Below are 12,854 nucleotides of genomic sequence, written 5' to 3'. Positions count from 1 at the left end.
GCGCTGCGGATTAGGGTAAAAGATTTATTCGCCTAGAGCAACACGCGCGCTCAATGCGCGCAGCGCCCTGTCGAACTCGCGGTGAGCAGCTGGAATGTCCGCGCTGGTCACCAAAGAGGCGTTGGCCGGCCGATCCCAGTGATTGCGGAGGTCGGCGACGCTGGTACCGCGCATCAGCGCAGAATCCGCTTCCACGTCTATGGTCGTATCCACAGCCTCAAACGGCACCTTCTTAAGCGCAATGATGCAGGTCAGAAGGTCATGGATCTGGGCATGGTAGCCTTCTTCTTGCGCTTGATGGAACTCGAAGTAGAACCGCAGGATCTCCGGCAATTTTTCCGCCATCGGGTGTGTACCAAGAATCCCCTGAATTTCTGCCAAGCGCTCTGGGGTGATGAGAAATTGCTCGGTGACCTCGAGCGAGCAGAGAGCGCTGGGTGGTGCTGCTGAGGCTGAAAAGTGACGTGCTGCCGCGTGGGGATCTACCCAGAAATTCCACTCCGCGGTCGGGGTCGTATTGCCGCGGTAATTAACCGCACCGCCCATGATGGTAATCGAGCCGCATCCCGCAACGGCATCGCCATGCTCCCGCTCGAAGTCTGCCAAGTTAGTTACTGGCCCGGTGACAATGAGGTATAGCCCCGGGTTGCGGACAATGGCGCTCGACCACAACTCCTGCCAGTGAATATCGCCGAAATCGTGATCGGGCGCGGAAAGATAACCCAAGCCGGACTCACCGTGGGTTTCAGGTGTCGTGGTCAGCTCTACTTCGAGCGGAGCCGACCGCCCAGGCGCGACGGGGACCTCCGGCAACCCACAAAGGTCCAAAATCCACCGTGCATTGGCGGCTGTCTGCTGGACCGCGACGTTTCCAGCAGTCGTGCTCACGCCCACTAATTCGATCTCGCCCGCGTGATGCAGCCCCGCTAAGTACATTAGGGCGAGGCAGTCATCAATCCCTGGATCGCAGTCGAGCAAGACGGCTGGGCGCGAAACACTCATTGATAGTCTGGCTGACTATTACTTAATGGAGCTTACTGGCTTGTCGCCGTCAACGAACACGACTGGAGACGTTGGAAGCTCCTCGCGGCCCAGTACCTCTACGATGACGTCTGCCACCAGGTCACGAGACGAGGTCTGACCTTCTTGCAGCATCTTGTCCTCAACAAATTCCAGCCCCTGCGCAGGCTCCTCCGTCAGGCCAGCGGGCTTGAGGATGATGTGCGGGATAGAGCTATCGGCCAAGCGGTTGTCCACTTCCTTCTTGGACTCCACGTAGGCGTACCACTTTTCATCGGCTGGATCGGTCGTCGCAACCTGGGAGCCGACATAAGAAATCATGACGAACTGAGGAACGTCTTTGCCCAGCTTTTCTAGGGCCTCGATGGCGGCCAATGCGCCGTCGCGGTCGACGGCCCACGTCAGTTCCGCGCCGCCACGGCCGCCGTTTCCGGCACCCCATACAACTGCGTCATAATCTGCGAATAGTTCGGCCCATTGGTCAACGGACTGCTCGGTAATATCTGCAATAACCGGCGTAGCGTTGGCCTGCTCGATATCGGCCTTTTGCTCTGGGTTACGGATAAGCGAGTGAACCTCGTGGCCAGCTTCCGCTAATTTTGGAGCCGCCAGCAGGCCAACCTTGCCGTGTCCACCGATGTACAAAACCTTTTTCTTAGTATCAGTCATAGCGCCCCATGGTAACAGCGCGATTTTTATGCTGCAGCGGTTCTTTTCAGCGGTGCCAGAACATGCCGCGACCGCGGTGCGAGCGTTACACACCGAACCAGATAGAATACTGACTATGTATGCCATTATGACCGTTACCGGTGCCGATAGCACAGGAATCATTGCAGCAGTAACCACGACCCTTGCTGATCTCAGCATCAACGTCGTTGACGTCTCGCAGACCTTGATGGGTGACTACTTCACCATGATCCTCCGCGTTGAATTCGATGCGGATGCCGTATCCATCCAGACCATCAAGGAGCGGATGCGCCCGGTTGCGGAGGAAAAGCAGCAATCCATCCGCATTCAGTCCGAAGACCTCTTTACCGCCATGAACGAGATTTAACATGAGCACGCGTTTTAATACCACCAATATCTTGGACACCATTGAGATGATCGAAAACTATCGTCTCGATATCCGTACCGTGACGATGGGCATTTCCCTGCTGGGATGCACGCGCTCGACCATGGAGGCAACCTGCCAGGCCATCTATGACCGCGTAACGCAGCAAGCGGGCCGCTTGGTTGAGGTATGCGAGGGCATCGAAGGTGAGCTCGGCATCCCGATCGTCAACAAGCGCATCTCCGTCACCCCCATTTCCCTCGTTGTCGCAGGCTTGGATGGCACCCCCGTCGATGCCGCGCGGGCGCTGGATAAGGCCGCGAAGGAGGTGGGCGTTAACTTCGTCGGCGGCTACTCCGCGCTGGTGGAAAAGGGTGCGACAAGCGCAGAGCAAAAGCTCATTTCCTCCATCCCCGAAGCCTTGGCCGAGACGGACGTGGTGTGTTCCTCGGTCAATATCGCCAGCTCCCGCGCCGGCATCAATATGGATGCGACGAAGCAGATGGGCGAGGTCATCAAGGAAGCCGCTGAGCTGACCAAGGATGATTCCGCAATCGCCTGCGCCAAGCTCGTCGTCTTTGCCAACTCCGTGGGCGATAACCCGTTTATGGCCGGTGCCTTCCACGGCATCGAGGAGCCTGACTGCGTCGTCTCCGTTGGCGTCTCCGGCCCCGGAGTGGTGGACCGCGCCCTCGGCTCCTTGGAAGGCGCAAGCCTGGATCAGGTAGCTGAGGAAGTGAAGAAAGCCGCCTTCAAGATCACCCGCGCCGGGCAGCTCGTGGGCAATATGGCCTCCGAGCGCCTCGGCGTTCCCTTCGGCATCATTGACCTTTCCTTGGCCCCCACGGCAGAACTCGGCGATTCCGTGGCACATATCCTCGAGCACATGGGCCTCGATCAGGTGGGCACGCACGGCACGACGGCGGCATTGGCGCTGCTTAACGATGCCGTCAAGAAGGGCGGCATGATGGCATGCTCGCGCGTGGGCGGTTTGTCCGGTTCCTTCATCCCCGTCTCTGAGGACAGGGGCATGATCGATGCCGTAAAGTCCGGCTCCATTTCCATGGACAAGTTGGAGGCCATGACCGCCATCTGCTCGGTAGGCTTTGACATGATCGCACTCCCCGGCGATACCTCTGCGGCCACGATTTCCGGCATGATTGCGGATGAAGCCGCAATCGGCGTGATGAACCATAAGACCACCGCCGTGCGCGTCATTCCGGTACCTGGTGCCAAGGTGGGCGACGAGGTCAGCTTCGGTGGGCTTTTGGGCTACGCACCGATCATCCCGGTCAATCAGGTGGGCAATTCGCAGTTCATCAACCGCGGCGGCTTCATCCCTGCACCGGTACACGGTTTCCGCAACTAGGTGTCGAGTACTCCACACCTAGGGGGAAGCGCGCCTAGGACAAGCGCGCCAAGCTCCTCTTAGGACTCGGAGTCTTCATTCTCCTCGCCCGGCTTTTCGGATTCTTCCCACCGGGCGAGGTTTGCTTTGAAGTGCTGAAAAGAATCTTCTAACTGGCGCAATTCCACCTCGCCGCCGACCTGGCGGCCGGCATCGGAGTAGATGGCCTCCGCTGCTTCATCTAGGACATTGCGGCGCTCCACGGTGCGCAGCAGCGCGACCACCTTGGCCAGGTTATTGAGCAGGCTGAGGTAGATTTCGGCGTTATCGGCCGCATCGCGGCGGATTTGGGTGAACATCGCCTCAATGATCTGTTCGTAGCTAAAGGTTTGATAGTCCAAGCGGAACTCGCCATCGATATGCATAATCCCTTGCGGCAAGCGCTTGTCCCCAATGACCACCAAGATTTGCGTGAAGCGGTCAATGATGTCGATGACCGTATAAGGGTCATTGACGCCGGTACTTAAAGCGCGGGCGGCAATCTCCGCGAGGTGCCGAGCCGTAAACCGCGGGTCGTGCGCGGAGGCATCCTCGCGGTGCTGCGTGACCACGATGTGCTTTTCAATGTTTTCCGGCATGTGCGGCACGCCGTGGGCGATGACCTCTCCTTCAAGCACAAGATCGCCGGGGGCCACACCTAAGTGAACCGCGCAATCTTCTTCGGCCGCCGCTTGGGCAATGGACTCGTAGTCCACGAATTTCAGGTAGCCCGTTTGAGAGCTGCGGGTTGCGTCAGCGGATTCATAGAAATCCGAACCTGGTGCCTTGGCAACCTTCTCCTCCTCGCCGCGTTCAATGAGGCGGCGCATGTGCTCTTCCACGTCTTGGGCCACCACGTGCACCACGTGAGACATGCTGATGGACTGCGCGATGTGGACGATGAAATAAATCAAAAAGACCACGCATATCAGTGCCAAGGCAATGTCGACTGCAACATTGAGCGAGGGAACGTGTTCTTGCTTGCCTTCACCACCGGCGCGCACGGCACGTAGAGATAGCAGCGAATAGGTAAAGGTCGCGAGGTAGATCCCCAGGGTGGACTGGATGGAACGGTCCTTGAGGAACTCGTGCAACAGACGCGGGCCCATCACCGTCACCACGCCGGAAAGCGCGGTCAGGGTGATAAAGAACAGGGTCCCGGCCAGGGACAGCGTGGCGGTGGCTACTGCGGTGAGCAGGCCCTGGGCGCTCTCCGCGCTACCGTCATAGAGCTGAGAGAGTGCCAGGTCGAAGTTGCGGTCGATCGCCAGCATGCCCTCGGCCGCCACGACGGCCACCGCTACCGCTACCGCGGGAATGACCCAAAACTTATCCCGCCAAGCGGGCATTCTCTCGATCAGCGTCTTCATCAGGCTTAAGCCAGCTCGACGATTTCCATGTACTCATCGGACCACAGGTCTTCATCGCCATCAGGCATGATGATCACCCTCTCAGGGTCGAGCGCCTTCACCGCGCCCGGATCGTGGGTTACCAAGACGACGGCGCCCGTGTACGTATTGAGCGCGTCGAGCACCTGCTCGCGGGAGATGGGGTCGAGGTTATTGGTCGGCTCATCGAGAAGCAGCACGTTCGCGCGGCTGGAGACCAACGTAGCCAGCGACAGGCGGGTTTTCTCACCGCCAGACAGCGTTCCAGCGGGCTGTTGCAGTTTATCGCCGGAAAACATAAACGCTCCCAGCAGCCCGCGCAGCTCTTGCTGGTCCGCATCGGGGCAGGCCTCGATGGTGTTTTCCCATACGCTCTTATCCGGGTGGATATTGTCGTGCTCCTGCGCAAAGTAACCAATGCGCAAACCGTGGCCACTGACGATGCCACCCTCGCCATCGGTGCGCTCCTCCCCCGCCAAGAGCTTGAGCAAGGTCGTCTTACCGGCACCGTTATATCCCAGGACAACGACGCGGGAGCCCTTATCGATGGCCAGATCCACGCCCGCGAACACCTCCAACGAACCGTACATCTTGGTTAGTCCCTTGGCGTTCATGGGCGTCTTGCCGCACGGGGCGGGCTCAGGGAATTTAATATTGGCTACCTTATCCGCAACGCGCACCTCATCGAGGTCATTCATCATGCGCTCGGCGCGGTTTAGCATCTGCTTCGCCGCTGCGGCCTTGGTAGCCTTAGCACCCAATTTGGCGGCCTGCTTTTGCAGCGCGGAGGCCTTCTTTTCGGCATTCGCGCGCTCGCGGCGCCGGCGTGCCTCATCGGTTGCGCGGGCATCGAGGTACTTCTTATAGCCCATGTTGTAGACATCCGCCTCGCCGCGCACCGCATCAAGGAACCAGACCTTATTACACACGGCCTCGAGCAACTCGACGTCGTGGGAAATCATGACCAACCCGCCCTCGTGCTTGGATAAGAACTGGCGGAGCCAGACGATGGAATCCGCATCCAGGTGGTTGGTCGGCTCATCGAGGAGCAACGTGGTCTGGGATTTACCCGAGCCTTCGCTGGCTGCAAAAAGGATCTGTGCCAGCTCCACGCGGCGGCGTTGGCCACCCGATAGCGTCTTGAGTTTTTGGTCCAAAACGCGCTGAGGCAGGCCTAGGTTATCGCAGATTTGAGCGCACTCGGAGTCGGCCTCGTAGCCGCCCAAGGAATCGAATTGTTCTTCCAGGCGGGAGTATTTACGGATAGCTTTGTCGCGGAAATTCTCATCCGTGGCCGTTTCCATCAGCTCTTGCTGCTTGGCCATCCGCCGCTTAATATCATCCAGTCCACGGGCGGAAAGCACGCGCTCGCGCGCGGTTTGCTCGATATTGCCTTCGCGCGAATCCTGCGGAAGGTAACCAATCGGACCCGAACGAGAGACAATACCGCCATAAGGCTCGGTCTCACCTGCCAGGATGCGCATGGTCGTGGTCTTTCCCGCACCATTACGGCCCACTAGCCCGATGCGGTCGCCGGGCTGGACGCGGAGATGCTGTCCGGGGGCATCGAGAAGCGTGCGGGCGCCTACGCGTACCTCAAAATCATTGGTCACAATCACGACAAGTCAGTCTAGCAACCAAAGGCCAAGGCACTAATTCACGCAAAAAAGCGGCGGTAAAACTACCGCCGCCTTTTAGACATTCCGTGGTGATTAAACCGCAAACCCCAGAGCCTGGAGCTGCTCACGGCCTTCTTCGGAAATCATGTGTGGGCCCCAGGGTGGCATCCAGACCCAGTTGATACGCACGCCATCGGCAAGCTTCTTGCCGGTAACAATGTCCTCAACCTGTTCCGCAATGACGTCGGTCAAAGGGCAGGCCGGCGAGGTCAACGTCATGTTGATCATGGCGAGCTCTTTGCCGTCCTCTTCTTCCAGCCACAGGTCATAGACCAAGCCCAAGTCAACGACGTTGATGCCGAGCTCCGGGTCGATGACATCGCGCATGAACTCGGTGATATCAAAGGCCTTCGACAGCTGTTCTTCCGTCTGCTCTGGCCGCTCACCGCCTGCGCTGAAGGACGAATTTTCGTTCTGGTAAGGATCTACGGGATCGGTCATTTACTTCTCCACTTCATTGAGCGCGTCTGCGGTGGCGGCCTGAAAAGCCTTCCACCCTAGCAGCGCGCATTTAACTCGTGCCGGGTATTGAGAAACACCTGCAAAGGCAACACCATCGCCGATGATGTCCTCATCGCCCTCGTCCTGGCCACGCGAGGTGACCATCTTTTCAAACTCGGCAAGCTTCTTATTGGCTTCCTCCAAAGGCAAGCCGACGATCTCTTCCGCCATGACGGACGTCGATGCCTGCGAGATGGAACAGCCTTCGGCGTCGTAGGACACATCCTCGACGGTCTTGCCGTCCGCGGAAAGGTTGACGCGCAACGTGAGCTCATCGCCGCACGAGGGGTTCACGTGGTGAACCTCCGCTTGGAACGGCTCGCGCAACCCCGCGTGTTGCGGATTTTTATAGTGATCCAAGATCACGTCTTGGTACATCGAATCTAGATTCATTAGGCAACTCCAAAGAAATCGCGGGCGGCCTTAATGGCTTCTACCAACTTATCTACTTCGGCTTCCGTGTTGTACAGGTAAAAGCTAGCGCGCGCGGTCGACTGCGCACCGCAAGCGCGGTGCAGCGGCCATGCGCAGTGGTGGCCAACGCGAATGGATACGCCTTGGTCATCAAGAACCTGACCCAGATCATGCGGGTGAACGCCCTCCACGGTAAAGGAGATGGCCGCGCCGCGGTTCTCAGCCGTTTCTGGGCCGATGATGCGCAGCCCTGGAATCTCGCGGAGCTGTTCCAAGGCATAAGCGGTGAGCTTCTGCTCGTGGGCATGGATATTGTCCATCCCCACCTCCTCGAGGAACTTCACCGCGGCGCCGAGGCCGACGACCTGGCTGGTCATCTGCGTTCCCGCCTCAAATCGCGTGGGCGGTTCCGCGAAGGTGGTTCCTTCCATCTTCACTACCTCGATCATGGAGCCACCCGTGAGGAACGGGGGAAGCTTGCGCAGCAATTCGTCCTTGCCGTAGAGCACGCCCACGCCATTCGGGCCACACATCTTGTGGCCCGAGAATGCGGCGAAATCCACATCCAGGGCGTGGAAATCCACCGGCATGTGCGGGACGGACTGGCAGGCATCGAGTACCACCATGGCATCGACCGCACGGGCCCGGCGCACCATTTCCTCGACATCGGTTACCGCGCCAGTGACGTTGGACTGATGGGTAAACGCAACGACCTTTACGGATTCATCGAGCTCGAGTGAATCCAGGTCAATGCGGCCATCGTCAGTCAACGAGTACCACTTCAAGGTGGCACCGGTGCGCTCGCAGAGCTCTTGCCAAGGCACGAGGTTGGCGTGGTGCTCAAGCTCCGTGATGACGACGGTATCGCCCTCTCCTACGTACAGCTCGCCCGCGCGCTCATCGGAAAGCGTATAGGCAACCTCATTGAGCGCCTCGGTAGCGTTTTTGGCAAAGGCAATCTCATCGCGGTCCGCGCCAACAAAGGCCGCGATTGCCTGCCGGGCCGATTCATAGGCGTTATCCGCCTCCTCGGCCAACTGGTAGGAGCCGCGGTGGACTGGCGCGTTGGTATGGAGAACGAACTCCTCCTCTGCCTTCCACACCGGCAGTGGGCGCTGGGAGGTAGCCCCCGAATCCAGGTACACCAGCGGCTTATCGCCGCGCACGGTGCGCTGCAGGATCGGGAACTGCTCCCTAATTGCGTTTACATCAAATCCAGACATAAAACTTCTTCGATTCATCGAGGATGAACCAGCGCTGGGCTGGTCTTTACTGCAGGAACTGGTCGTAGCCGTCAGACTCGAGCTGGTCTGCCAACTCGGCCCCGCCGGTCTTCACAACCTGGCCGTTAGCGAATACGTGCACGAAATCAGGCTGCACGTAGTTCAGGATGCGCTTGTAGTGGGTAATCATCAAGATGCCGCCATTGGTGTCATCCTGGTAGCGGTTGATGCCATCAGAGACGATGCGCAGCGCGTCAACGTCCAAGCCGGAGTCGGTCTCATCCATGACCGCGAACTTGGGCTTTAGGATGTCCAGCTGCATGACCTCGTGGCGCTTCTTCTCGCCACCGGAAAAGCCCTCGTTGACGGAGCGGGAGATGAAGGACTTATCAATCTTCAGGTTCTCGCGAGCCTCAGTAAGTTCCTTATTCCACTCGCGCAGCTTGGGGGCCTCGCCGCGGATGGAGGTCACGGCGGAGCGCATGAACTGCGATACCTTTACGCCCGGCACCTCGGTTGGGTACTGCATGGCCAAAAATAGGCCGGCGCGAGCGCGCTCGTCGACGGGCATGTCGAGGAGGTTTTCGCCATCGAGAAGCACCTCGCCCTCGGTGACCTCGTACTTCGGGTGACCAGCAATGGTGTAGGACAAGGTGGACTTGCCGGAGCCGTTCGGACCCATGATGGCGTGGATCTCGCCGGAGTTAATGGTGAGGTTGACGCCCTTGAGGATTTCCTTGGGCTCGCCGTTTTCTTCGTTCGGCAGAACCTGGGCGTGGAGATTTTTAATTTCCAGAGTAGACATAGTGTGTGGGTTTCCTTCTGTAAGTGCGTTAAGCGGAGATCTTTTCCAGTTCTTCGGAAATGCGGTTTTCCAGTTCCTCGAACAGGGATTGCACCGGGATGCGGTGGATGACCTCATTGAAGAAGCCACGAATGATGAGGCGACGAGCCTCTGCCTCCGGAATGCCGCGCGACATCAGGTAGAACAGCTCGATATCGTCAAAGCGTCCAACCGTTGCGGCGTGGCCGGCGCCGGTGATTTCACCGGTCTCAATCTCCAGGTTCGGGATAGCGTCAGCGCGCGCACCGTCCGTAAGGATGAGGTTATTATTCGTCTCATAAGTATCGGTGCCCTGTGCGTTGGAGCGGATAAGCACGTCTCCTACCCAGCAGGTACGAGCTTCGTTCTTCTTCTCACCCTGCAATGCGCCCTTGTACAGGACATTGGACCGGCAATTCGGAACCGAGTGATCCACGAGCATGCGGTTTTCGAAGTACTGACCAGAATCGGCGAAGTACACACCCAGCAACTCGGCGTCGCCGCCGGGAGCGGTGAAGTTCACGCGCGGGACAATGCGCACGACCTCGCCGCCGAAGATGGCGGAGTTATGGCGCAGCACGGCATCGCGTCCCACCTGTGCTACCTGGTTAGACAGGTGCACCGCGTCGTTTTCCCAGTCGACATCCACGATGACGGTCAGGTGCGCGCCATCGCCGAGGATGAACTCCACGTTATCCGCGTGGGTGCCGGAACCAACGTACTTCAGCACAACGGTGGCTTCTGCATGGTGGCCAACTTCGATGGAAGTGGCACCGAATGAGGTCACGTCGTCGCCCTTGCCCGTATAGGTAATGGTGATGGGATCTTCCACCTGCACCTCAGGGTCAACGGTTACCACTTGACCCTCCGGCATGGAGGTCCATGCCTGGGCAGCCACGCGGTCAGAAGGCTTGCCCACGCGGCCAAGGCGCTCATCGTCGCGGCTTACAGTCTCCGCAGAAACGCCTGGATGCTCGCTTACCTTGACGTCCTGGGCAACCGCTTGAGCAAATTCCCCGTTGTGCAGGCCCCGCAGCATGCGCAGGGAAACAAAGCGCCAGACCTCATCGCGGCCGTGCGGTACCGGGAAATCCTCCACGTTGGTAGAGGTAAAGACGTCACCCTTGGTGATCTTATCCGGATTGAATTCGTTCGAAGCGACCATTTCTTTAGCCGACCGATCCTTCCATTTGCAGTTCGATGAGGCGGTTGAGCTCGAGGGCGTACTCCATCGGCAGCTCCTTAGCAATCGGCTCAACGAAGCCACGCACGATCATTGCCATTGCTTCTTCTTCCGCAATGCCGCGGGACATGAGGTAGAACAGCTGCTCTTCAGAAACCTGTGAAACGGTTGCCTCGTGGCCCAACGTGACGTACTCGTTGCGGATGTCGTTATACGGGTATGTGTCCGAACGTGAGATATTGTCCACGAGCAGGGCGTCGCATTCCACGTTGGACGTGGAGTGGTGCGCATTCTGGTTAACCTGCACCAAGCCGCGGTAAGCAGCGCGGCCGCCGGCGCGGGCAACGGACTTGGAGACGATATTGGAGGAGGTGTAGGGCGCCATGTGCGTCATCTTCGCACCGGTGTCCTGGAACTGTCCCTCGCCAGCGAAGGCGACGGAAAGTACCTCACCCTTAGCGTGCGGTCCGGTCATCCACACGGCCGGGTACTTCATGGTGACCTTGGAGCCGATGTTGCCATCGACCCATTCCATGGTGCCGCCTTCTTCCACCTTGGTGCGCTTGGTCACCAGGTTGTAGACGTTGCTGGACCAGTTCTGGATCGTCGTATAGCGGCAGCGGCCGCCCTTCTTCACGATGATCTCCACCACCGCGGAGTGCAGGGAATCAGACTTGTAGATGGGCGCGGTGCAGCCTTCCACGTAGTGAACGTAGGCATCCTCATCCACGATGATGAGGGTGCGCTCGAACTGGCCCATGTTCTCGGTATTAATACGGAAGTAGGCCTGCAGCGGGATGTCAACGTGCACGCCCTTCGGCACGTAAATGAAGGAGCCGCCGGACCACACTGCGGAGTTGAGCGCGGAGAACTTATTGTCACCGGCAGGAATAACGGTGCCGAAGTGTTCCTTAAAAAGCTCCGGGTAATCGCGCAGCGCGGTATCAGTATCGACGAAGATAACGCCCTGGCTTTCCAGGTCCTCGCGAATCTGGTGGTAGACAACCTCAGACTCGTACTGTGCGGCCACGCCGGCAACCAAGCGCTGCTTTTCCGCTTCAGGGATGCCCAGCTTATCGTAGGTGGCCTTAATATCATCCGGGAGGTCGTCCCAGGTCTGCGCCTGCTCTTCGGTGGACTTGACGTAGTACTTGATCTGGTCAAAGTCGATGCCGGAGAGATCCGCTCCCCAAGAGGGAATAGGCTTCTTATCAAAGATATTCAGAGCCTTGAGACGCTGGTTCAGCATCCACTCGGGCTCGCCCTTCTTTGCGGAAATATCGCGGACAACGTCCTCGTTCAGGCCACGGGCGGCAGAAGCGCCGGCCGAGTCAGAGTCGTGCCAGCCGTACTCATACGCACCAATAGAATCGATGATCTCATCATCGGTCATCTTATTGTCAGGTGCCGATTGTGCCTGGGTCATGACTCGCTCCTTTCAGTATTAGTTTTGACAGGTGTCAAGGGGATATTCGTGGTACAAATTCCGTGGCCATCTGCGATAGACGCCAAAGGTTGTACGTGTTTGCCTAAGAGGGCGGAAAAGACTTCCTGCTCTGCCTCGCACAGTTCGGGATGCTCCGCCGCCACATGGGCAACCGGGCAGTGGTGTTGGCAGATTTGCACTCCCTGGCCAGCGCGGTCCACGGTTGCGGCGTACCCGTGCTGATCCAGGGTTTCAGCCAGTTTGCGCGCTACTTCCTCAACCGATTCTTCCGCGTCCACGAAGGGACGCACATCGGCGATGATGCGCTCAAACCGAGCCTTAGCGAAGTTCTTTACAGCCTCTGAACCGCCCGCAGAGCGCAGCGCGGTCAACGCTTCAGAAGCTAATTCATCATAGGCGTGGCCAAATTGCGCACGCCCACGATCCGTCAGGCGGAAGTGCTTTGCCGGTCGCCCACGACCCGCTCCGGAATGCATCCACGAACGAGAAACTGGACGGCGCTCGACAACTTCCGTTAGTTCTTCTTCCACCAGAATGTCTAAATGCCGGCGGATCCCGGCGGTCGAAAGACCAAGGCGCTCACCCAGGTAAGAGGCGGTTACAGGGCCATCTTTAAGCAATAGCAGCAGTACCTGGCGGCGGGTATCACCATCCGTGGACCGCGATTCTTTAACCGCCACATGCGCCGCTGCCGCGCGCTGTGAGTTACCCATGCCCTAAAACCTCCCTTCCTTAGGT

General features: G+C 58.6%; 13 protein-coding genes. 2 read left to right on the top strand and 11 right to left on the bottom strand.

Annotated elements, in window-relative coordinates:
* Window positions 1–24 precede the first annotated feature (24 nt).
* Together ABRP87_RS00375 and ABRP87_RS00370 are read right to left on the bottom strand one after the other, a co-directional pair.
* Window positions 25–1,002 carry a nucleoside hydrolase gene (locus ABRP87_RS00375; protein ID WP_349867026.1) on the bottom strand — a complete coding sequence of 326 codons (978 nt, stop codon included), beginning with the start codon at window positions 1,000–1,002 and terminating at the stop codon, window positions 25–27.
* An 18-nt stretch (window positions 1,003–1,020) separates the two neighbouring features.
* Window positions 1,021–1,689, bottom strand: a complete 669-nt coding sequence (locus tag ABRP87_RS00370) for an SDR family oxidoreductase (protein ID WP_349867025.1) — start codon at window positions 1,687–1,689, stop codon at window positions 1,021–1,023.
* A gap of 115 nt (window positions 1,690–1,804) precedes the next feature.
* On the opposite strand from ABRP87_RS00370, the gene ABRP87_RS00365 reads away from it, so the two are divergent.
* Window positions 1,805–2,074: an ACT domain-containing protein gene (locus ABRP87_RS00365; RefSeq protein WP_023022407.1), complete on the top strand. Its 270-nt coding sequence runs from the start codon at window positions 1,805–1,807 to the stop codon at window positions 2,072–2,074.
* Between the two features lies 1 nt (window position 2,075).
* Window positions 2,076–3,440 carry a PFL family protein gene (locus tag ABRP87_RS00360; RefSeq protein WP_349867023.1) on the top strand — a complete coding sequence of 455 codons (1,365 nt, stop codon included), beginning with the start codon at window positions 2,076–2,078 and terminating at the stop codon, window positions 3,438–3,440.
* A 59-nt stretch (window positions 3,441–3,499) separates the two neighbouring features.
* Here the strand turns inward: ABRP87_RS00360 and ABRP87_RS00355 are convergent, their stop codons facing one another.
* The 9 genes from ABRP87_RS00355 to ABRP87_RS00315 form a co-directional block, all read right to left on the bottom strand.
* Window positions 3,500–4,828 carry a DUF2254 domain-containing protein gene (locus tag ABRP87_RS00355; RefSeq protein WP_349867021.1) on the bottom strand — a complete coding sequence of 443 codons (1,329 nt, stop codon included), beginning with the start codon at window positions 4,826–4,828 and terminating at the stop codon, window positions 3,500–3,502.
* 5 nt (window positions 4,829–4,833) lie between these two features.
* The gene (locus ABRP87_RS00350) at window positions 4,834–6,465 is read right to left on the bottom strand and encodes an ABC-F family ATP-binding cassette domain-containing protein (protein WP_349867019.1); all 1,632 of its coding nucleotides are present in this window, start codon (window positions 6,463–6,465) and stop codon (window positions 4,834–4,836) included.
* A gap of 93 nt (window positions 6,466–6,558) precedes the next feature.
* Window positions 6,559–6,966 carry a metal-sulfur cluster assembly factor gene (locus ABRP87_RS00345; RefSeq protein ID WP_005279145.1) on the bottom strand — a complete coding sequence of 136 codons (408 nt, stop codon included), beginning with the start codon at window positions 6,964–6,966 and terminating at the stop codon, window positions 6,559–6,561.
* Window positions 6,967–7,419, bottom strand: coding sequence for a Fe-S cluster assembly sulfur transfer protein SufU (gene sufU, locus ABRP87_RS00340; RefSeq protein ID WP_005279143.1), 453 nt, complete (start codon window positions 7,417–7,419; stop codon window positions 6,967–6,969).
* On the bottom strand, window positions 7,419–8,663 hold the full coding sequence (locus ABRP87_RS00335) for a cysteine desulfurase (protein ID WP_349867018.1): 1,245 nt from the start codon (window positions 8,661–8,663) through the stop codon (window positions 7,419–7,421). Before ABRP87_RS00335 ends, sufU begins: the two co-directional genes overlap by 1 nt.
* A gap of 46 nt (window positions 8,664–8,709) precedes the next feature.
* Entirely contained in the window at window positions 8,710–9,468 is a 759-nt protein-coding gene (gene sufC / locus ABRP87_RS00330; protein ID WP_005279139.1) for a Fe-S cluster assembly ATPase SufC, read from the bottom strand.
* A gap of 28 nt (window positions 9,469–9,496) precedes the next feature.
* Complete coding sequence (gene sufD, locus ABRP87_RS00325) at window positions 9,497–10,651, bottom strand: Fe-S cluster assembly protein SufD (protein ID WP_349867016.1); 1,155 nt, start codon at window positions 10,649–10,651, stop codon at window positions 9,497–9,499.
* A 4-nt stretch (window positions 10,652–10,655) separates the two neighbouring features.
* A complete protein-coding gene (gene sufB / locus ABRP87_RS00320) occupies window positions 10,656–12,095 on the bottom strand; it encodes a Fe-S cluster assembly protein SufB (protein WP_005283048.1) in 1,440 nt (479 codons plus the stop codon).
* A complete protein-coding gene (locus ABRP87_RS00315; protein WP_349867015.1) occupies window positions 12,092–12,829 on the bottom strand; it encodes a helix-turn-helix transcriptional regulator in 738 nt (245 codons plus the stop codon). Before ABRP87_RS00315 ends, sufB begins: the two co-directional genes overlap by 4 nt.
* Window positions 12,830–12,854: the final 25 nt, after the last annotated feature.

This window comes from Corynebacterium sp. KPL2830, assembly GCF_040225635.1.
Classification (GTDB): domain Bacteria; phylum Actinomycetota; class Actinomycetes; order Mycobacteriales; family Mycobacteriaceae; genus Corynebacterium.
This window is presented reverse-complemented; position numbering and strand designations above follow the sequence as displayed.